Raw genomic sequence first — 20,031 nt, forward strand, 5'->3', positions numbered from 1 at the left:
AAGTAATTTTAAAAATTTTCTCTTCGATTTGACCAAGCATCTCAGCTCTCAAAGTATTTTAGTGATTTTTGTGGTTTTCTTTCAAGAAGTTTTCGAGTGCGGCAGTCATAGAAGGAAGTCCGGGAAGCGGAGCTTCACAGTCGAGTCTCAATCCAGCTTCTTCAACTGCTTTGGCAGTAGTGCTTCCAAAACACCCGATGGCAATGTCGCCTTGCTTGAAGTCGGGGAAATTTTTGAAAAGCGATTGTACACCTGCAGGACTGAAAAAAATAACCATATCGTAGTCAAACGGTTCGTCTTTGTCAAAATCGTTGCTCACCGTACGATACATGACACTCTCGGTATAATCGATCTTTTTTTCTTCGAGAAAACGTGTTACCTCACCGTTATGCTGATCGGGGAGGGGTACCAAGAATTTTTCTTTGGAATGTTTCGTAATTGCATTGTTCAACCCTTCTATTTTACCCGTTTGACTGAAAAAAATCTTGCGTTTGCGATACACAATGTATTTTTGCAAATACAAAGCAACGGACTCGGAGATGCAGAAATATTTCATGGTTTCGGGCATCGTGATGCGCAACTCTTCACACAACGAAAAAAAATGATCGATGGCCGTACGTGCGGTGAAAACAATAGCCGTGTAGTCGGGAATATTGATGCGCTGCTGACGAAATTCCTTTACCGATACGCGCTCTACTTTGATGAACGGACGAAAATGAATCTCGACATGAAATTTTTCGGCGATCTCGTAGTAGGGAGATTTGTCTGTTGTGGGTTTGGGTTGCGATATAAGTATCTTCTTAACTTTCCTTACATTCATAATGCTATGCTGCCAACAATGTGAATCAACGAAATTGCCCCAAAATAAAGTAAAAAATATGGCAAAATTTCGACGCTGCAAAGGTACACAATAAAACCCAAGTAACCTAACCTGTGTTTAACAAAAATATCTAAAACAGAAGTTATAATGATGACTCTACTAATAAAAAAAATTATAATAAGTATGATCAGCATTATTTGACTGAACTGTGGGGCGAAAACAAAAATAAAGGCGGGAACAAAAGACAATATTCCCATAAATCCTATCAGAGAAAGGTATTTCGACATAAGGCCCGAAACATCGGATGAGAAAAAGACACTTCCAAACAATCGAAAAATCAAGAGACGCACCAATATAAAAAATCCAAAAAACATTCCCAATCCGATGAAATAGATCGTTTTGCTTTCGGTAGAAGACAAAACAAATTCCTGCTGTCCAAAATACTTGTAAGCGACCATTGCTGCAATCAAAATGGTTTGCACGATCATGAAAAAATCAGCCCAAACGTCAGCCGCAGTCACCTGCTCGCTATATGATAATGAGTGGCGTTTGCGACGAAATTCTTCTTCGAAGCGATTGCGTATCGATTCTCCGGAAATGCGATAAAAAAAAGAAAAAATGGACAGGCATAGCAGAAAAATCAAAAAGAACAGACTGTTCTCGTATAGCGGATAATTGCGTGGAATTCCAACTTTTCCATTTTCGACAGACCGGATTGAATAAGCTATCGAATCCTTTTTGAAATGAATGCCCGTAGAATCGTTTGCAATAACTTTATACGGAGAAAAGCCGAAAGTAACGGAATCGGTTTTTACAACCACAGGCTCTCCGACGAGGAAAAATGAAGTGGTATCGAACGTTGTATTGCGAATCGTATCGAACACGGATTGTCGTAAATTTTCGCAAAGTTACAACTCTTTTTCGTCATATTTGGAAAACAAAGGATTCCACACGGGAAAATTATTTAGGGCATCAATCGCTTCTTCGGGCGTTGATACTACTTTCCACATTTGACAATAACCGGGGTTCATAAACTGCTCCGTCATCATTTTGTCCAAAAAGCTGAGCAATAAATCGTAATAACCGTTTATGTTCATGATGATGATGGGTTTGTTGTAAAGTCCCAATTGTTTCCAAGTGATAATCTCGGCTAACTCTTCGAGCGTCCCGATTCCTCCGGGCAATGCGATGGCTGCGTCAGATATTTCTGCCATCAGCGATTTGCGTTCGTGTATGGTATCGGTAAAAATTGTTTCGGTTAAGTTTTCGTGACACCAACCCGCATCTACCATAAATTGAGGAATGATTCCGATGGCTGTTCCACCATGTGCAAGTGTGGAATCGTTGAGAGCTCCCATCAAGCCCTGTTTACCTGCACCATTAATCACCGAGATTCCTTGCTCGGCACATAATTGCCCCAGTCTCTTGGCTGCCTCAAAATAAGTCGGATCGACTTGTGCGCTCGACGCACAATAAACGACAACTCCCGAATTTTGTGACCACGAAAATTCGGAAGTATCGTTTCCTGTTTTATTGACTTTCATATTTTTTCTACACAAGTCCGAATGCCTTTTTAACTTTATCTACGTAGTCGAGTTTTTCCCAAGTAAAGAGTTCAACTTCGCACACTACCGGCTCGGGCATGTAGCGCGACGAAAAAACTTTTTTCACCACTTGTGGTTCACGTCCCATGTGCCCGTACGAAGCCGTTTCGAAATAAATCGGATTTCGAAGTTTCAGTCGCTCTTCAATAGCTTTTGGACGCATATCGAAGAGTTGTTTCACTTTTTCGGCAATTTCGGCATCCGAAAGATTGACGTTGCTTTTGCCATATGTATTGACATAAATGCTCATCGGTTCGGCGATGCCAATGGCATAAGAAACCTGAATAAGAATTTCGGAAGCCACGCCGGCGGCAACCAAATTTTTGGCGATATGACGAGCTGCATACGCTGCCGAACGATCAACTTTGGAGGGGTCTTTTCCCGAAAACGCGCCTCCGCCGTGCGAAGCTTTTCCTCCGTAGGTGTCAACGATGATTTTTCTGCCCGTAAGTCCCGTATCTCCATGAGGCCCACCGATAACAAATTTGCCTGTAGGGTTGATATAATATTTGATATCACCCTCAAAAAGTTTATGAATATCTTTTTTGAATTTGTATTTTTCCCTTACCCGAGGGATGAGGATATTAATGATGTCTTCGCGAATTTTGTTCTGCATGGCTTTGTCTGCCTTGTCGGACGCTTCGGGAGAATTGTTTTCGGGCAAAATAAATTCGTCGTGCTGAGTGGAGATCACTATGGTATCGATGCGAAGCGGGGTTCCGTCTTCGGAATATTCGATGGTTACCTGTGATTTGGCATCAGGACGAAGATAGGGCATCAAGTGGAGCTCATTTTTGCGGATATAAGCCAATTCCTGCAACAACGCATGACTCAAATCGAGCGGAAGCGGCATGAAATTTTCGGTTTCGTTGGTTGCATAGCCAAACATCATTCCCTGATCGCCAGCCCCCTGCTCCATGGGATCGGCTTTTTGGTCGACGCCACGATTGATGTCGTCCGATTGTTCATGAATGCTCGAAAAAACGCCGCACGATTGCGCTTCGAAACGGTATTCGCTTTTAGTGTAGCCAATTTTGGCAATTACGTTACGTGCCACTTCGGCCACATCCACATAAGTTTGTGATTTGACTTCTCCTGCCAGTATTACCTGTCCGGTAGTTACCAGCGTTTCGCAAGCTACTTTTGAGTTAGGGTCGTAAGCCAAAAACTCGTCAAGCAAAGCGTCCGATATTTGATCGGCTACTTTATCGGGGTGTCCTTCGGACACCGACTCGGATGTAAATAAATAGTTCATAATCGTTGTTAATCTGTAGGTGAAAAACAGCGGAATCGTGAAAGCGTACTAAGCAACAAAGGGAAGTCTAAAGCATTGCGGAGAATGGTTTTAGCATTTTTTTCTGTGGTTGCAAGCAGCTCAAATCTGTCCACATCGTCTTTCTTTTGCGCAAAGTTATAAATAAAACATCAGACTGCAAACACATTTCAGAAAATAGCCGATAGGTTTTATTTATTGGGAAGTTCAATGACATAATTTTCGTAATTTTGCAACGTGATTAAAAATGTGATTGTATTGAAAAAACGGTTTTTCAAGATATCGTGTATCGTCTTTTTTTTCATTCCTTTATCTGTTGCTGCTCAGGATATGGCTTATCCGATTCAGGGCGACGGCATTTATTCGTTTCTTCGACGTTGGAACAGACTCGATTCTACGTATGTACGCGAATTTGTTGAATTAAACAGAGATCGATTAAATGCTCAGGGTGGACTTGAATTAGGCACGGTTTATCTTATTCCCCCATTGCATCCCGGAGATGTTTATCCTCCAAAGCCCGTTACTTTTTCAACATTCGATCCGGCTCTTTTTGGAAGCGCATACGCCGATGTGCCCAAAAATTCTGACAAACTTAAAAATGCCTGTTTTTATATCGAAAGCGGACACGGAGGCCCTGATCCCGGAGCGGTAAGCAATTTCGACGGAATCGAACTCCATGAAGATGAGTATGCTTACGATATTGCGCTTCGATTGGCCAGAAACTTAATGGCCGAAGGTGCTACGGTTTACATGGTCATTCAAGATCAGAATGACGGCATTCGTGACGACAAATTTTTGAACAATAACTACGATGAGACCTGTTTGGGCGAGCCTATCCCCCGAGGTCAGCTTGACAGGCTCAAACAGAGGGTTAATGCTGTCAATAAGCTTTATCGAGAGGATCGGAAAAAATTCGATTACCTCCGAGCTATTGCAATTCATGTTGACAGTCGCAACGAGACTGAACAGATTGACGTGTTTTTTTATCATTCCGACAATCCGAAAAGTATAGCGTTGGCCAAGACCATGAGTGATGTTTTTCAACAGAAATATGACCAATTTCAGCCTTGGAGGGGATTTCAGGGAGTAGTCGGCCAAAGAGATTTGTATGTTATTCGCAATTACAAACCGGCATCCATTCTGGTAGAAGTCGGCAATATTCAGAATGATTTCGATCGGCGTCGCATTATCCTCGAAAACAATCGTCAGGCAATGGCTAACTGGATGACTCTCGGGTTTATAAAAGATTACGAAAACAATTTAACGAAGTGAACAAACAAACACATAAAAAATCGCCTGCTGCATCAACGAAGAAAGAACAGACGATGATCGTGAACGAGAATGCTCTTTTGCTCGATTTTTTGCTGACAAACATGAGCGAAAAGAGTCGAAATTCGGTGAAATCGTTACTCAAATATGGTCAAATAGTTGTCAACGGCAAAACCATCACACGCTACGATTATCCTTTAAAATCGGGTGATAAGATTATCGTTGGCAATCATCGGAGCATCGTGGAGAAGAATATCCCGCAATTGCGCATCCTGTACGAAGATGACGACATTATCGTTATTGACAAAGAAGCAGGGCTGCTTACCATTACCACCGGAAGTGGAATTGATACCACAGCAGTCTCGTTGCTTAAGGATTATGTCCAAAAACAATCTCCCTACAATAAAATATATACGGTTCACCGGCTCGATCAATTGACTTCGGGAGTGTTGGTCTTTGCCAAAAATAGCGAAGCACAGCATCAGCTGCGTGATAATTGGCGCGATATGGTTACCAAACGCACATATGTGGCTGTTGTAGAGGGAAAAATGGACGAATCTGAGGGAAAAATTTCGAGTTGGCTGACCGAAAACAAAAAGAACTATATGGTGTATTCCAGTCCCGTAGATAACGGGGGAAAACCGGCCATTACACGATATAAAGTTTTGCAGACTACCGACCAATTTTCGTTACTCGAATTGGAACTCGAAACCGGGCGCAAAAATCAAATACGGGTCCACCTCAAGGATCTCGGACACCCTATCGTTGGCGACCGCAAATACGGATCGTCCACATCTATAAGTCGCATCGCATTGCATGCGCGCGTGTTGGAATTTTATCACCCCACTTCGGGGGAAATCATGCATTTCGAAACGCCTGTGCCCAAACTTTTTCTGCGATTGTTATGAAAATGCTTCCCCTTTAAGATTATTTTTCCAGGAAGGAATTCTTTCAGGCATCAATCGATAATGCCTCTATTTTTCAGTTCTTGTTCTAAATTGATTTGAGGTGTCAAGTGTAACGTCTGAAATCCGAGTTGTTTGGCAGTTTGGATGTTTTCCGGATTATCGTCGATGAACAGTGTTTCACGAGGATCGATTCGATAGCGATCGATCAATATATGATAAAGTGCCGGATCAGGTTTCACGATTTTTTCCTCACCCGATACAACAATTCCGTCAAGCAAATCAAAAAAATCGTATTTAGCCTGAGCAAGCGGAAGCGTTTCGGCCGACCAGTTGGTCAATCCATACAAATTGTATTTTTCTTTCAGCGGTGTCAGTAATTTCACATTTTCATCGAAAATTCCACCTACCATTTCAATCCATCGGCCATAATATAATGCAATCTCGTCGCTGTATCCGGGATGTTCTTTTTGTTTTGACAGTGTAGCTTCGGCGAGCGAACGGCCGGCATCCTGCATCAGATTCCAGTCGTATGGACAAATGTGTTCGAGAAAGTATTCCATTTCGTCTTCAGTCTCGAAAACGTTTCGATACAGATAACGAGGATTCCAGTCAATAAGTACGCCTCCAAAGTCAAATACGATATTTTTGAGTTGTTTCATATATTCCAAGTCAATTTTCGGACAAAAATAGACCTAATCGATCAAAAAAAGAATAAAGACCCGAAATTCTAAAAGTTAAAAAAACAGAATAAAGGCAGCTATCACAATCAATTCTTTATATTTGTTTCGCAATAAAATTGAATGTGTCCGAAGAATACGCGTTTATGGCATATTTTCTCAACGAAAAAAAAACTGTAATTTGCTTGTGGCTATTGCTATTACTCACATTACTGCTTGCTTCTTGTGGAACCTCACGAAAAGCTGTTTCGGAGAAACCATACCTCTCGTCAACACAACAGCAATTGATCGATTATAGCAAAGATTTTTTGGGTAAGCCATACCGACCTGCGGGAAAAGGACCTAATGCTTTTGACTGTTCAGGTTTCACCTCTTTCGTATTCAGAAAATTCGGATACAAACTCAGTGCCAGCTCCGAAGATCAGGATAAACAAGTACCTGCCATCAGACGAAAGGAAGATTTACAAATAGGCGATTTGGTTTTCTTTGAGGGGCGTCGCAAAAATGGGAAAGTAGGCCATGTTGGGATCGTCATCGAGAAAAAATCGAACGGTGAGTTCAATTTCATCCATGCATCCACTTCCGACGGAGTAATCATCACCGCATCCACCGAACCCTATTACGCTTCGCGTTACTTGCGAGGAGGGCGCGTATTGAAAGAAACTGATCGACTGACCTCACAACAAACGAAGAAAGCACAACAAAAAGTTGTCGAAGATAAAAACAGTATTAACACTCTGAAAAATATTTCGGAAAACGAAGCTAATCGAGTCGATTTGCCTCGACTGAAATCTTCGGACGAAATTTCGAAAGCTCAGGCAGATAACAATTATATTGTGCACTCGCGAGAGGCATCTCGAAAAACAGTGTCTCAACTCGCAAGCACAACAAGCCATAAGAACACAACAGACAATTCACCAACGAATAGCGGGATTAATCAAGAGAAGCAAACCATGCGTCGCCCCAAATATACAACCGTTTCCGATCCGGAAGAAATGGAAGCAAACTCCGACTCATTGTCAAAAGATACGGTTAACAATGCAGATGTTAGTATCCAGCACACCGTAAAAATGGGCGAAACACTCTACTCTATTTCTCGAAAATACAATTGCACGATCGAACAGATTAAATCATGGAATCCGTCCATAGGGAAAGTTTTGAAAACCAGCGAAATACTTTCGATTAGAAACAATTGAAAAAAGTTTCGTCCCGACAGTTAAAAAAACATATCGGAACACAAGCGTGTAATATTGTTTGTATCCCGAGAGGCCATCACGTAATAACAACGCAATTATTCCAATTCTTTTTGAATGAAAGTATGCAACTTTCGCAATCGCAAGGCAAAAACAATCGAAAGTGCTCCACTGGCCAAAAAAGCAAAGCCGGTCCATAGCACAATGGACAAACCGCCGAAAGCCGGATTGAAAATCATCAGAAACGAAAGCAAGATTCCCAATACCGAAAACACCATCAGTGTTCCCCAATCGATTACATAATGACGGCGCAATTGAAGAGCAATAGCAATACCCGAAACAGAACGAAACATTAACATAAATCCTACGTACAAAGGTAGCGTAATGGCCGAAACGCAGGATTAAACAAAAGCATTAATCCGAGAATCAAACTCAAAATTCCCAATACCAGCGACCAACCATTCGTTTTGTTTACAATGGCGAAATAAGTTTCGAGAATTCCGTTAATCAAAAAACCGATTGCAAAAACAATGGCCAATGCTACGTAAGATTTTGCGGGAGTGAAAAGCGTCCAAACTCCCAAAATCAACAAAATCACGCCGATAACAAGCGGAAGATACCATCGTCTAACAATTTGATGAGTTGATGTAAGTATATCCTCTATCATATTATGTTATAGTTTTAGTATTCAATTTATTGAACACTTATCATACTAAATTGTTCGTTCGCCTTCACTCAGCAGGTTAGCCCGATTAAGGCATAAAATCATACTGAAAATGAAACAAATAAACGAATAAAATGAAATAAAAGTAAAACTCTATTCCGTATATTTTTTTCGATGTTTGGATTTGAAATATCAAAGTTTTATCGTATCTTTGCGCCTCTAAATTCGATATTTAGCTACAAAAATTATCTAAACAAAAGATTAACAGTATGAACAATTACGAAACCGTTTTCATTTTGACTCCCGTTTTGTCTGATGCACAGATGAAGGAAGCGGTTGACAAATTCAAAAACATCCTTACCGAACAAGGAGCCGAAATCGTAAACGAAGAAAATTGGGGATTGCGCAAGTTAGCCTATCCCATTGACAAAAAGACCACCGGTTTTTATTATTTTTTGGAATTCAAAGCCGATCCTTCGGTTATTGAAAAACTGGAAATTAACTACCGCCGCGACGAGCGCGTAATTCGTTTTCTGACGGTAAAACAAGACAAATTTGCCTTAGAGTATGCCGAGAAGAGGCGCAACAACAAAGGCAGTAAGAAAAACGAAGCTCCTGCACCCGTAAAAGAAAAGGTGGCTGAAAAAGTTGAACTAGAAGAAAAGGAGGATTAAAAAATGGCAAAACAATCAGAAATTCGCTATTTAACGCCGGTTTCGGTAGATGTAAAAAAGAAAAAATATTGTCGTTTCAAAAAGAACGGAATCAAATACATCGACTATAAGGATCCCGAATTCCTTAAAAAGTTTCTCAACGAACAGGGTAAGATCTTACCCCGCCGAATCACCGGAACTTCGCTTAAATTTCAACGCCGCATTGCACAAGCCGTCAAACGTGCCCGTCATATTGCTTTGCTGCCTTACGTAACCGATTTAATGAAATAAGGAGGAGAAAAAATGGAAGTAATATTGAAAGAAGACGTTCCAAATTTGGGCTATAAAGACGATATCGTTAACGTGAAACGCGGCTATGGTCGCAATTATCTCATTCCTCAAGGGAAGGCTTATATCGCTACCGAATCGGCAAAAAAAGTACTTGCCGAAAATTTGAAACAACGCGCTCATAAAATTGAAAAAATCAAAAACGAAGCTCAGGAACTTGCAAGCAAACTCGAAGGAGTATCTCTGACTATCGGCGCAAAAACAAGCTCTACGGGCACTATCTTCGGGTCGGTAACGAACATCCAAATTGCTGATGCTCTAAAAGAAAAGGGATTTGAAATCGACCGAAAACTCATCCTTATCAAAGATCCGGTGAAAGAAGTCGGCACTTATAAAGCAACGGTTAAATTACACAAGGAAGTATCGGTAGAAATACCGTTTGAAGTAGTTTCAGAATAAAATAATTCTACTATTCTTTCAGATAAATCATGTTCAAAAAGAGGATGTTCTTCGGAATATCCTCTTTTTGTTTCCAACAAAAGTACATGAAAATTGATTATTTACGAAACAACCTTCAATCACAAATTTTAATGCTATTTTTGTCCAAAAATGTATCTTAATGAAAAAAAACGATGACATATACTCCTTCGCACAAAATGAGTGATTTGGCTACTCACCATTTTCGTATTTTACTTGTCCTCAATCGTTTTGGAATTGGGCTCGGTTTTGGTGAAAAAACGATCGCTGAGGTGTGCAACGAAAATAATGTTGATGTAGAGACTTTTTTGGCGGTCGCAAACATGCTGGTAAAAGACAATGACATTGCAGAGGAAACGATTCCCAATATATCGCCCGAGGCTCTTATCACGTATTTACAACGGTCGCATGAATATTTTCTCGAATTTAAACTGCCCGGAATCAGGCAAGGATTGGAAAATGTCCTAACCGAAAGAAAGAACGACCTCAACAATGCCGTGTTGAACTATTTTGACGAGTATGTTGAAGAGGTTCGTAAACACATGATGTATGAAGAAACAAAAGTATTCCCATATATTCGTGAATTGGTCGAAGGGAAAAACAATCGAAAATACAACATCGATATTTTTCGGCGTCATCACGATCAAGTTGAATACCGATTGAAAGAGTTTAAGCAGATTTTAATTAAATATTATCCTGCCAAAGGATCGAATGAGTTAAACAATGTATTGTTCGATATATTTAACTGCGAATATGATTTGGCCTCGCATAATCAAATCGAAAATCAATTGCTTATTCCGTCGATTCTGAAACTGGAGCAAAAAAACCGGCTGAAAGATGAGCAAACAAATTAAGGTTGCAATAGCCGAATCGTCCGATGTGATCCGAACCGGGATTATCTCGATTCTGAAAAGTATGAATTTTCAGATTTTTTTTGTTGAAATAAAAAACTTGCAGCAGCTTAGGCAATCTTTTGCCCATCACAATTTCGATATTTTAATCCTTAATCCGATTCTGACAGGATTTTCATCCCCTCAGCAATTAAAAAAAGAATTCTGCAAATCCGGCATTAAAATCATCGCATTGCAAAGCGTCTTGTGTGAAAATTCTCTTATGTTGCAATACGATGAGTCTGTTTCGATATTCGATTCCGCTGAACAAATAATCAGCAAACTGAAGAAAGCGATATCATCACCTGAGTCAGATATTTCGTCAGAGTGTCTTAGCTCGCGCGAAAAAGAGATCGTCGGGTTGGTTGTGAAAGGACTCTCCAACAAACAAATTGCCGAAAAACTCAATCTCTCGATACACACCGTAATAACGCATCGGCGCAACATATCCACCAAACTGGATATCCACAGTACGTCTGGGCTTACTATCTATGCCATCGTCAATAAGCTAATCGAAATCGATGATATTAAGAAAAATGATTAGTCCTCCCCCTACTCCGTTGCAACCTTATTCGAAAGATTTTTCGAAACGATTTCGAGTGTGTCTTGAGCAATGGTCAACTCTTCATCCGTCGGAATGATAACAACTTTAACTTTCGATTCAGGTTTACTTATTTCACATTCGATACCACGAACCGAAGCGTTTTTCTCTTCATCAAGTTCGATACCCAAAAACTCCATATTCTTGCAAACCTCACTTCGAGTAATAGCCTGGTTCTCACCTACTCCACCAGTAAACACCAAAATATCGAGACCACCTAAAATTGCGGCATAAGCTCCAACATATTTTTTGATGCGATAATTATACATATCGAGCGATAGAGCAGCACGTTTGTTTCCTTGCGCTATTGCTGCGTTCACTTCCCGCATATCCGATGATACGCCCGAAATACCCAACACGCCTGAGAATTTATTCACCAGACGCGATATTCCCGGCGCACCCAAACGTTCCTTTTCCATCAAGTAGGTCAGGACACCGGGATCAACATCACCCGAGCGCGTTCCCATCATCAATCCCTCCACCGGCGTCATTCCCATACTCGTATCGATAGACTTACCGTTTTTAATCGCATCTACAGACCCTCCATTGCCGATATGGGCCGTAATCATGCGTTGCTCTTCAAAAGGAACGCCAAGAAATTCGCAAGCCCTTTTCGAAACATAGCGATGACTCGTTCCATGAAAACCATATCGACGAATACTATATTTTTCGTAAAGCGAATAAGGTAAGGCGTACATATAAGCATAATCCGGCATCGTTTGATGAAAAGCAGTATCGAACACTGCAACTTGAGGCGTTTCGGGCATTAATTCCTGAATCGCATAAATACCTTTCAGGTTAGGTGGATTGTGTAGGGGGGCAAGCTCAATGTATTCTTCAATAGATGCAATCACCTCTTGCGTTAGCAAAACACTTTGATTAAATTTCTCTCCTCCGTGAACCACACGATGACCCACAGCATCGATCTCGCTCAACGAATTAATACAACCGTATTTTTTACTGAGCAAAACGCCCAAAATATATTCAATGCCTGTCTGATGTTCCAGAATTTCGCCTTCGAGCATCACTTTTCTTCCATCCTGCAAAGTGAATTTCAGAAAAGAACCCTTCAGCCCAATCTTTTCGACTCCACCCTGAGCAAGTACTTGCCGAGTTTCCATCTGATAAAGTTTGTATTTGATGGACGAACTGCCACAGTTGAGTACCAAAATTTTCATTGCGATTTGATTTCCTGTTTAAAAAAGTGAATTGTTGATACCTGTTACATTTCCGTTTTGGTCATAAATATAAAATCCTTTCCCTGTGCGAATTCCCAATTGATTTGATCGGTAGAGTTTCCACAAAATGGGATTGGGTTTGTATTTTTTGTCGCCAAAATCGTTGAACATCGCTTCCATAAGAGTTACCATTCGTTCAATGCCAATAATATCGGCCATACGAAAAATTCCGTAACGCTGACCATAGATAATCGTAAATGTTTCTTCGATATTTTCCATAGAGGTTACATGTTCCATTAATATTTCACACGCCTCGTTGAGCATGGCTACCATCAAACGCAGGCTCACATTTCCATTGCTCTCACTCACTTTGTGAGGTTTGTATCCGATAAGTTTGGCGAAAATTTCCATTTTGGCATACACTTCGTTTGAGGTGTACATTCCACTCACAATTTCGAGAATACGAGCATCGGGATGTGCCACTGGAAAATACAAACTTACACATCGCTCTTTATGTATCAAGTCGGCCGCAAGTTCACTAATAATTACTGTCGGTCCGTTTGTGGCAATAATAGCATCGGGCTCGAGAATTTCTTCGAGTTTTTTAAAAATATTTTTTCTCAAGGGAGTACTTCTACGTCCGGTTTCGGAATAACGCGTACATTCTACCACCAAATCACATCCTCTGAAGTCCACATAATCAAGTGTGGGAGTGATGCGGTTCATGATTATTTTCTTTTCGGACTGAGTAAGACCCCAGTTTTCAATTTTCGAATCGAGATTTCTACTTACCTCTTCCATCACAAAATCGATGCGTTCCTGATTTTCGTCCATGAAAATCACATCCATTCCTGCGCTGGAAGTTAGATTGATGATGGTACGGCCTTCTTTGCCGGCACCCACAACACCGATTTTCGAAAACATCGGCTTTTTTTTGTGCTGTGCGCTAATGCTGAGCCCAAATTGCTCGATAGGTTCTATAATAGTTTCTGTCATAATAGTTTAATAATTTTTTATCTATGAAGCACGTTTATGGCTTTTTTAAACCGATAGCCTGATTAGCAGCTATCGCAGCCATTTTGTAGATATCTTCCACCGAACATCCACGCGAAAGATCATTGACTGGCGCAGCCATCCCTTGCAAAATCGGACCAACGGCCTCAGCATTTCCCAACCGCTGCACAAGCTTATAGCCGATATTCCCCGCTTCGAGTGATGGAAATACCAACACATTCGCATTCCCGGCGATTGAGCTTCCGGGAGCCTTTTGCTCGGCAACCGAGGATACAAGGGCAGCGTCAACTTGAAGCTCGCCATCAATCTGCAACAAGGGGTCTTTTTCTCTTGCGATTCGAGTGGCTTCCACTACTTTATCCACACGTTCATGTTGTGCGCTGCCTTTCGTCGAAAAACTCAGCATGGCAACTCTCGGTTCAATTCCGACGATATCACGAGCGGTTTGTGCCGAAGCAATGGCAATCGAAGCAAGTTCTTCGGCCGTAGGATCCGGAATCACGGCACAATCAGCAAAAACAAGAATTCCGTTTTCGCCATATTGAGGCGTGTTCGTAAACATGATGAAAGCACCCGAAACCACACTCACACCAGGCAATGTTTTGATAATTTGCAATGCAGGACGAAGGACATCGCCCGTAGTATTTCGAGCACCTGCTATTTCGCCATCGGCATCTCCATTTTTGATCATCAGGCATCCCAAATAAAGTGGATCTTCAATCAGTTTTTCCGCTTGTTCAAACGTCATGCCTTTTTTCTTCCGGAGTTCGTAAAGCAGGTCGGCATAAGTTTGCTTTTTCGAATAATTGTGGGGATCGACAATTGTAGCTTTGTCAATATGTTTCAATTTCAGTTCTTCGGCCAGTGTGGTTATTTCATCGGGATTTCCCAACAAAATGATGTCGGCAACACCATCCGTAATCAGCTTGTCGGCAGCCTGAAGTGTGCGTTTTTCAGTCCCCTCGGGCAGTACAATACGCTGTTTGTTTGCCTTGGCCCGGGCAATAATGTTTTCGATTAAGTTCATTGTTCGATTTTTGATTACGCTGCAAAGATAGAAAAGAAAATTGGATTTTGCCCTTTGAAAAAGGAATCCAATTTTTTATTCTTTGCGATCATCGGCCGAACTCATCCTAATCTTGTAGGTTGTTGCTGAAAAAAAATTAATTCGAAGTATCCAACTTAGATAGATATCCGACTTAATAACTCCGACAATCATCTTATTTCCTCTGCCGCTCTCTCCATCTTTTCTCTGATTTGTTTTGTGCAAAGGTTTCCGATGCTTCCGGCATGGGTATGATGCACTTCCTTGTTGGCTTTGTATGTTCCGCTTTCCACTTCGTGCCCCACTTGCTTGTAAGCTTCGCGAAACGGCATTCCGGCGAGCACAAGTTTATTCACTTCCTCCACCGTAAACAGATAATTGTAGCGCGGATCATCGAGGATATGTTCGTTCACCGACACATGCTCGAGCATGAAGTGCGCCATTTGAAGAAGTGTGTGGAGCGTTTCGATGGCAGGAAACAACACTTCTTTCAGCAACTGATAGTCGCGATGATAACCGTGCGGCATATTCGTTGTCATGAGGGCTATTTCGTTCGGAAGGTTTTGCAGTCGATTACTATGAGCACGGATAAGCTCCCACACATCAGGATTTTTCTTGTGTGGCATGATGCTCGATCCGGTCGTCAACTCGTTGGGGTATGAAATAAAGCCATAATTTCCGGACAAGTACATACAATTGTCCGCAGCCAGTTTGTTAAGCGTAAAAGCAATATTCGACATTGCCTGAGCAAGAATTCTTTCTGTCTTACCGCGTTCCATTTGGGCTGCAATCACATTATAGTTCATTTCGGAAAAACCAAGTTCACGAGTGGTCATCTCCCGATCGAGCGGGAACGAATTGCCATAACCGGCAGCCGAACCGAGGGGATTCTGGTCGGCCACACGCCATGCAGCAACCAACGAATACATATCGTCAACAAGTGTTTCGGCATAAGCGCCAAACCACAAGCCGAAAGATGATGGCATGGCTATTTGTGCATGCGTATATCCGGGAAGGAACACATTTTTGTGCTGTTCGCTCAGCAATTGCAACAAATCGAAAAGTTGAAGCACTTCGTTTTTGAGCTGACGAATTTCGTCTTTCAGATAAAGTTTTATGTCAACGAGCACTTGATCGTTGCGCGACCGCCCCGAATGAATTTTTTTGCCCATCTCACCCAATTTTGCTGTAAGCATCGATTCGATTTGCGAATGGATGTCTTCGGCATCTTTATCGAGATGGAAATTGCCCTTCTCAACTTCTTCCAAAATATATTGCAACGCTCCTTGCAATTGTTGCTCTTCTTCGATTTCGAGTAATCCGATTTTTGCCAACATTTTGATATGCGCCATCGAACCGATGATATCGTATTTTGCCAAGCGCAAGTCTAATTCGCGATCGTTTCCAACCGTAAAATTTTCAACAAGTGCATTGATATCGAACCCTTTATCCCAAATTTTCGCCATATTAATTTTTTCCTTTATTAAAAACTATTTTTCCGAATTTGCGAAATCTCCCATTGAATATTTTGAAAGTTCCTCAATAAAAGCAATATATCCCGTCAATCCATCCTCCAATTCTTCAACAAGCACGAACTCATCGGCCTGATGCGAACGCGAAGATTGTCCCGGTCCCATTTTGATGGCAGGGCACGAAATGCGCATCCAATCGGAGGTTGTGGGCGAAGTATAGGTTTCGATCCCGAGTTTTCGAATGCATTTCATCAACAGATGATCGGACGGCGTTGCCGAACTTTTGTTGGTAAGCGAGCGTGCTTTCAATTCACTTTTTACTTTGGGTTTCAGCATATCCATAATCTCGGAATTGGTGTACATCTCGGTCGGACGAATATCCACCACAAACGTACATTTATCGGGTATTACGTTATGCTGCATACCTGCATTGATTTGGGTAACGGAGAGTTTCACTTTCCCCATGGTCGGGGAAATTTTATCGAAATCCACATTTCGGAGCGTTGTGATATCGTCCAAAGCAATATAAATTGCATTTACTCCTTCGTCACGGGCAGCATGTCCACTAATGCCTCTGGCTTCGCCATCGATGACAAGCAGCCCACGTTCGGCAATAGCCGCTTTCATACCCGTAGGCTCGCCGATAATGGCAAAATCCACCGAATCGGAAATTTCAGCCCAAACTTTTCGCATCCCGTTCGGTCCGGAATTTTCTTCTTCACATGAAAGCACGAGCATCAGGTTGAAAGGCAACCGTTGTTCGTAAAAATGAAGAAACGTCTGAATCATGCACGCCACACTTGCTCCGGCATCGTTACTTCCCAACCCATAAATATGCGAATCGGAAATCAGCGGGAAATAGGGATCGAACGTATAGCTTGAAGCCGGTTTTACGGTATCGATGTGCGAATTGAGCATTAACGTAAGTTTCGAAGAATCGTGATGGTGCTGACGAGCAATGATGTTCTTACCTATGAAATCGACTACTGTTCCACGCTCGGTAAGATAGCCGAATAAATAGGCGGCACGCGCCCCTTCATCGCCTGAAAGCGACGGAATCTTAACTAAATTGCGAAGTAGCCGGCAAGTTTCACATAATGAATTTTCGGGAGCAGTCATAATTATAAAATTAGTTTTGTTCCTTTTCCGTTCAATAAATTTTTGGCATGCAAAATCACCACTTCCGATACACCTTCCTCCATGGCCCTGAACGAATTGTCGATTTTGGGAATCATGCCTCCGGCAATAACTCCTTGTGATTTTAGCTCGAGATATTCGCTGAAAGTGATCATCGAAATCAAACTGTCTTCGTCGTTAACGTCGCGCAAGACTCCTTCCTTTTCGAAGCAATAAAACAACGTCGTTCGATAATATTTCGACAGAGCCGAAGCGAGAGAATAAGCAACGGTATCGGCATTGGTGTTGAGCAGCGAACCGTTTCCGTCATGCGTGATCGCACAAAAAACAGGAACCGCTTCATTTTCGATCAACATCGAGATAAATTTTCCGTTCATTTTTTCGGTTATCGGATCGCCAACAAAACCATAATCTATCGGTTCAGGATTTCGACGCTTCGAAGGAATGCAATTGGCATCGGCACCCGAAAGCCCAATGGCATTGCAACCCATTTTTTGTAACGAAGCGACCATCTGTTTGTTGATCCAGCCTGCGTAAACCATCGTAACCAATTTCAAGGTTTCTTCATCGGTAACGCGACGCCCTTCAATCATTTTTGTTTCGATGCCAAGTTGCGACGAAAGTTTTGTGGCCATAACGCCGCCACCATGTACGAGCAGCTTTCGGCCTTCCAACCGATGAAAATCGGAAAGAAATGACTCCAGTACCTCGGAATTGTCAACAATGTTCCCACCGATTTTAACAATGGAGAGCGCATCTTTTTCGGCCATTTCGGAATTTTTATGTTATTGCAATCCGAGAAGAATTTCTTTTAATACTACCTGAGCCGATACCTCACGATTGGCAGCTTCTGGAATCACGATAGATTGGGGACTTTCAATCACTTCGTCCGTTACGATCATGTTACGTCGAACCGGCAAACAGTGCATGAAATAAGCATTGTTGGTCAACGCCATTTTTTTTGCATCTACCGTCCACGACATATCCTTATTGATTACCTTGCCATAGTTCGGGTCGCGATAAGCCGACCAATTTTTCGCATAAATGAAATCGGCATCTTTGTAAGCTTTTTCGCGATCATATTCCACTTTGGCATTGCCGACAAATTTTTCGTCGAGTTCGTATCCTTCGGGATGGGTGATAACAAATTCGTAATCGGTAGCATTTATCCATTCGCAAAATGAGTTTGCCACGGCTTGAGGCAGCGGTTTAGGATGAGGGGCCCACGTAAGCACCACTTTCGGGCGAGGCGTTTTTTTATACTCTTCGATGGTAATCAAGTCGGCAAAGCTTTGCAGTGGATGTCGTGTAGCCGCCTCCATACTGAAAACCGGTCGCCCGGAATATTCGATAAACTGATTGAGAATGACCTCATTGTAATCATCTTCTTTGCTCTGAAATTGAGCGAAAGAGCGAACGCCGATAATATCGCAGTAACTTCCCATCACGGGAATGGCTTCGAGAATGTGTTCGGTTTTGTCGCCATCCATGATCACGCCACGCTCCGTTTCGAGCTTCCATGCACCCTGATTGATGTCGAGAACGATTACGTTCATGCCCAGGTTCAGTCCTGCTTTTTGGGTACTCAAACGTGTTCGGAGACTTGAATTGAAGAAAATCATCAGTAAGGTTTTATTTTTGCCTAAAGCCTGATCGGCAAACGGATTTTCCTTGACATATTTTGCTTTTTCGAGCGCCAGTTTCAGGTCGCCAATGTCTTTAACGCAGGTAAAATGCCTCATGACGTATGTTTTTTGAATTCGTGAATTAAAATATCAATTTCTTTTTTCGAAACGCTCAGCGGAGGAAGTAGTCGAATCACATTATTTTTAGAACTGCCGGTAAAAATATGGCTTTCGAATAACAATTTGTCCCGAACGCCGGCATATTCGGGTTTCATTTCCACACCGATCATCAATCCACAGCCACGAATTTCTTTGATTCCGGAACATGTGGAAAGTTCGCTTTGCAGATAACGGCCCATTTCTTCGGCATTCTTCATCAGCGATTCCTTTTTCATGGTGTCGAGCACGGCTATTGCAGCCGAACAAGCCAGATGATTTCCGCCGAAAGTTGTACCCAACATCCCTTTTTTGGCTTCGAATTTCGGCGAAATCAACACTCCGCCGATCGGAAAACCGTTTCCCATCCCCTTGGCCGTGGTAATGAGATCGGGCCTGATGCCGGCAAACTGATGAGCAAAGAACTTTCCGGTACGTCCGTATCCCGATTGAATTTCATCGAGGATAAGCACCGATCCGTATTTTTCGCAAGCTGCCTGCACACACTGCAAAAATTCGGTATCGGGAACGAAAATTCCGGCAACACCCTGAATACCTTCGATGATGACGGCAGCCACATCACCTTTTGCCAATTCATTTTCTATGCCTTCCGCATCGTTCAAGGCAACGAAAGTAACTTCATGCCCTGTATTGAAAGGCGATTGAATGGAAGGATCGTCGGTAACCGCAACGGCTCCTGATGTACGTCCGTGAAAGGCTTTCTTCATCGCAACCACACGTTTCCTGCCTGTATGAAACGATGCCAGTTTTAAGGCATTTTCGTTGGCTTCGGCTCCCGAATTGCACAAAAAGAGCGAATAATCGGAATATCCGCTAAGTTCGCCTAACTTTTCGGCAACTTTTTTTTGAAGCAAATTCTGCACAGAATTGGAGTAAAATCCCAGATTCTCGACCTGTCTCTCGATTGCTTTCACATATTCGGGATGCGAATGTCCGATGGATATTACGGCGTGTCCGCCATAAAAATCGAGATATTCCGTGCCGTTTTTATCCCAAAGTTTGCATCCTTCAGCCTTTACCGGCTCAATATTCCACAAACTGTAAACCTCAAATAAATTCATTTCAT

23 protein-coding genes are annotated in these 20,031 nt (G+C 42.1%); 8 read left to right on the forward strand and 15 right to left on the reverse strand.

Features of this window, described 5'->3' with window-relative positions:
• Positions 1 to 58: 58 nt before the first annotated feature.
• The 4 genes from EJN84_RS01120 to metK are packed head-to-tail and all read right to left on the reverse strand — an operon-like array spanning position 59 to position 3,679.
• Positions 59 to 820 (reverse strand): uroporphyrinogen-III synthase, encoded by a 762-nt coding sequence (locus EJN84_RS01120; protein WP_129593702.1) that lies wholly within the window; start codon positions 818 to 820, stop codon positions 59 to 61.
• Positions 817 to 1,704, reverse strand: a complete 888-nt coding sequence (locus EJN84_RS01125; protein ID WP_129593703.1) for a DUF4271 domain-containing protein — start codon at positions 1,702 to 1,704, stop codon at positions 817 to 819. Before EJN84_RS01125 ends, EJN84_RS01120 begins: the two co-directional genes overlap by 4 nt.
• A gap of 24 nt (positions 1,705 to 1,728) precedes the next feature.
• A complete protein-coding gene (locus EJN84_RS01130) occupies positions 1,729 to 2,364 on the reverse strand; it encodes an LOG family protein (protein WP_129593704.1) in 636 nt (211 codons plus the stop codon).
• A 7-nt stretch (positions 2,365 to 2,371) separates the two neighbouring features.
• Positions 2,372 to 3,679, reverse strand: a complete 1,308-nt coding sequence (gene metK / locus EJN84_RS01135; RefSeq protein WP_129593705.1) for a methionine adenosyltransferase — start codon at positions 3,677 to 3,679, stop codon at positions 2,372 to 2,374.
• Positions 3,680 to 3,946: 267 nt separating this feature from the next.
• Between metK and EJN84_RS01140 the strand changes: the two genes are divergently transcribed.
• Entirely contained in the window at positions 3,947 to 4,969 is a 1,023-nt protein-coding gene (locus EJN84_RS01140) for an N-acetylmuramoyl-L-alanine amidase family protein (RefSeq protein ID WP_317125848.1), read from the forward strand.
• Entirely contained in the window at positions 4,966 to 5,874 is a 909-nt protein-coding gene (locus EJN84_RS01145) for an RluA family pseudouridine synthase (protein WP_238943885.1), read from the forward strand. Before EJN84_RS01140 ends, EJN84_RS01145 begins: the two co-directional genes overlap by 4 nt.
• A 50-nt stretch (positions 5,875 to 5,924) precedes the next feature.
• On the opposite strand, the gene EJN84_RS01150 is transcribed toward EJN84_RS01145, so the two are convergent.
• Positions 5,925 to 6,533: an HAD family hydrolase gene (locus EJN84_RS01150; protein WP_129593706.1), complete on the reverse strand. Its 609-nt coding sequence runs from the start codon at positions 6,531 to 6,533 to the stop codon at positions 5,925 to 5,927.
• Positions 6,534 to 6,697: 164 nt separating this feature from the next.
• Here EJN84_RS01150 and EJN84_RS01155 point away from each other — a divergent pair, with 164 nt between their 5' ends.
• Positions 6,698 to 7,747 carry a C40 family peptidase gene (locus EJN84_RS01155; RefSeq protein WP_129593707.1) on the forward strand — a complete coding sequence of 350 codons (1,050 nt, stop codon included), beginning with the start codon at positions 6,698 to 6,700 and terminating at the stop codon, positions 7,745 to 7,747.
• Between the two features lie 95 nt (positions 7,748 to 7,842).
• Here EJN84_RS01155 and EJN84_RS01160 read toward each other — a convergent pair whose 3' ends face one another.
• Positions 7,843 to 8,097 carry a DUF308 domain-containing protein gene (locus EJN84_RS01160; protein WP_165003994.1) on the reverse strand — a complete coding sequence of 85 codons (255 nt, stop codon included), beginning with the start codon at positions 8,095 to 8,097 and terminating at the stop codon, positions 7,843 to 7,845.
• A gap of 11 nt (positions 8,098 to 8,108) precedes the next feature.
• The gene (locus EJN84_RS01165; protein ID WP_129593709.1) at positions 8,109 to 8,411 is read right to left on the reverse strand and encodes a DUF308 domain-containing protein; all 303 of its coding nucleotides are present in this window, start codon (positions 8,409 to 8,411) and stop codon (positions 8,109 to 8,111) included.
• Positions 8,412 to 8,677: 266 nt separating this feature from the next.
• Here EJN84_RS01165 and rpsF point away from each other — a divergent pair, with 266 nt between their 5' ends.
• From rpsF to EJN84_RS01190, 5 genes are all read left to right on the forward strand, one after another.
• A complete protein-coding gene (rpsF, locus tag EJN84_RS01170; protein WP_129593710.1) occupies positions 8,678 to 9,082 on the forward strand; it encodes a 30S ribosomal protein S6 in 405 nt (134 codons plus the stop codon).
• Positions 9,083 to 9,085: 3 nt separating this feature from the next.
• Entirely contained in the window at positions 9,086 to 9,352 is a 267-nt protein-coding gene (gene rpsR / locus EJN84_RS01175; protein WP_071136196.1) for a 30S ribosomal protein S18, read from the forward strand.
• A 12-nt stretch (positions 9,353 to 9,364) separates the two neighbouring features.
• Positions 9,365 to 9,808: a 50S ribosomal protein L9 gene (gene rplI / locus EJN84_RS01180; RefSeq protein ID WP_129593711.1), complete on the forward strand. Its 444-nt coding sequence runs from the start codon at positions 9,365 to 9,367 to the stop codon at positions 9,806 to 9,808.
• Between the two features lie 173 nt (positions 9,809 to 9,981).
• A complete protein-coding gene (locus EJN84_RS01185; protein ID WP_129593712.1) occupies positions 9,982 to 10,680 on the forward strand; it encodes a hemerythrin domain-containing protein in 699 nt (232 codons plus the stop codon).
• Positions 10,664 to 11,260, forward strand: coding sequence for a response regulator transcription factor (locus EJN84_RS01190; protein WP_129593713.1), 597 nt, complete (start codon positions 10,664 to 10,666; stop codon positions 11,258 to 11,260). The genes EJN84_RS01185 and EJN84_RS01190 overlap by 17 nt, the downstream gene beginning before the upstream one ends.
• 8 nt (positions 11,261 to 11,268) lie before the next feature.
• On the opposite strand, the gene EJN84_RS01195 is transcribed toward EJN84_RS01190, so the two are convergent.
• The 8 genes from EJN84_RS01195 to EJN84_RS01230 all read right to left on the reverse strand — a co-directional run bounded on the left by EJN84_RS01195 (position 11,269) and on the right by EJN84_RS01230 (position 20,026).
• Complete coding sequence (locus EJN84_RS01195) at positions 11,269 to 12,495, reverse strand: acetate kinase (protein WP_129593714.1); 1,227 nt, start codon at positions 12,493 to 12,495, stop codon at positions 11,269 to 11,271.
• A gap of 18 nt (positions 12,496 to 12,513) precedes the next feature.
• A complete protein-coding gene (locus tag EJN84_RS01200; protein WP_129593715.1) occupies positions 12,514 to 13,491 on the reverse strand; it encodes a 3-hydroxyacyl-CoA dehydrogenase family protein in 978 nt (325 codons plus the stop codon).
• A gap of 34 nt (positions 13,492 to 13,525) precedes the next feature.
• The gene (pta, locus tag EJN84_RS01205; RefSeq protein WP_129593716.1) at positions 13,526 to 14,536 is read right to left on the reverse strand and encodes a phosphate acetyltransferase; all 1,011 of its coding nucleotides are present in this window, start codon (positions 14,534 to 14,536) and stop codon (positions 13,526 to 13,528) included.
• Between the two features lie 188 nt (positions 14,537 to 14,724).
• On the reverse strand, positions 14,725 to 16,020 hold the full coding sequence (gene argH, locus EJN84_RS01210) for an argininosuccinate lyase (protein ID WP_129593717.1): 1,296 nt from the start codon (positions 16,018 to 16,020) through the stop codon (positions 14,725 to 14,727).
• Positions 16,021 to 16,044: 24 nt separating this feature from the next.
• Positions 16,045 to 17,145: a M20/M25/M40 family metallo-hydrolase gene (locus EJN84_RS01215; RefSeq protein ID WP_129593718.1), complete on the reverse strand. Its 1,101-nt coding sequence runs from the start codon at positions 17,143 to 17,145 to the stop codon at positions 16,045 to 16,047.
• Positions 17,146 to 17,147: 2 nt separating this feature from the next.
• Entirely contained in the window at positions 17,148 to 17,933 is a 786-nt protein-coding gene (gene argB, locus EJN84_RS01220; protein ID WP_129593719.1) for an acetylglutamate kinase, read from the reverse strand.
• Between the two features lie 15 nt (positions 17,934 to 17,948).
• A complete protein-coding gene (locus EJN84_RS01225) occupies positions 17,949 to 18,905 on the reverse strand; it encodes an N-acetylornithine carbamoyltransferase (protein ID WP_129593720.1) in 957 nt (318 codons plus the stop codon).
• Positions 18,902 to 20,026: an aspartate aminotransferase family protein gene (locus tag EJN84_RS01230; protein WP_129593721.1), complete on the reverse strand. Its 1,125-nt coding sequence runs from the start codon at positions 20,024 to 20,026 to the stop codon at positions 18,902 to 18,904. The genes EJN84_RS01225 and EJN84_RS01230 overlap by 4 nt, the downstream gene beginning before the upstream one ends.
• Positions 20,027 to 20,031: the final 5 nt, after the last annotated feature.

The organism is Seramator thermalis (assembly GCF_004138125.1).
Lineage (GTDB): Bacteria > Bacteroidota > Bacteroidia > Bacteroidales > Dysgonomonadaceae > Seramator > Seramator thermalis.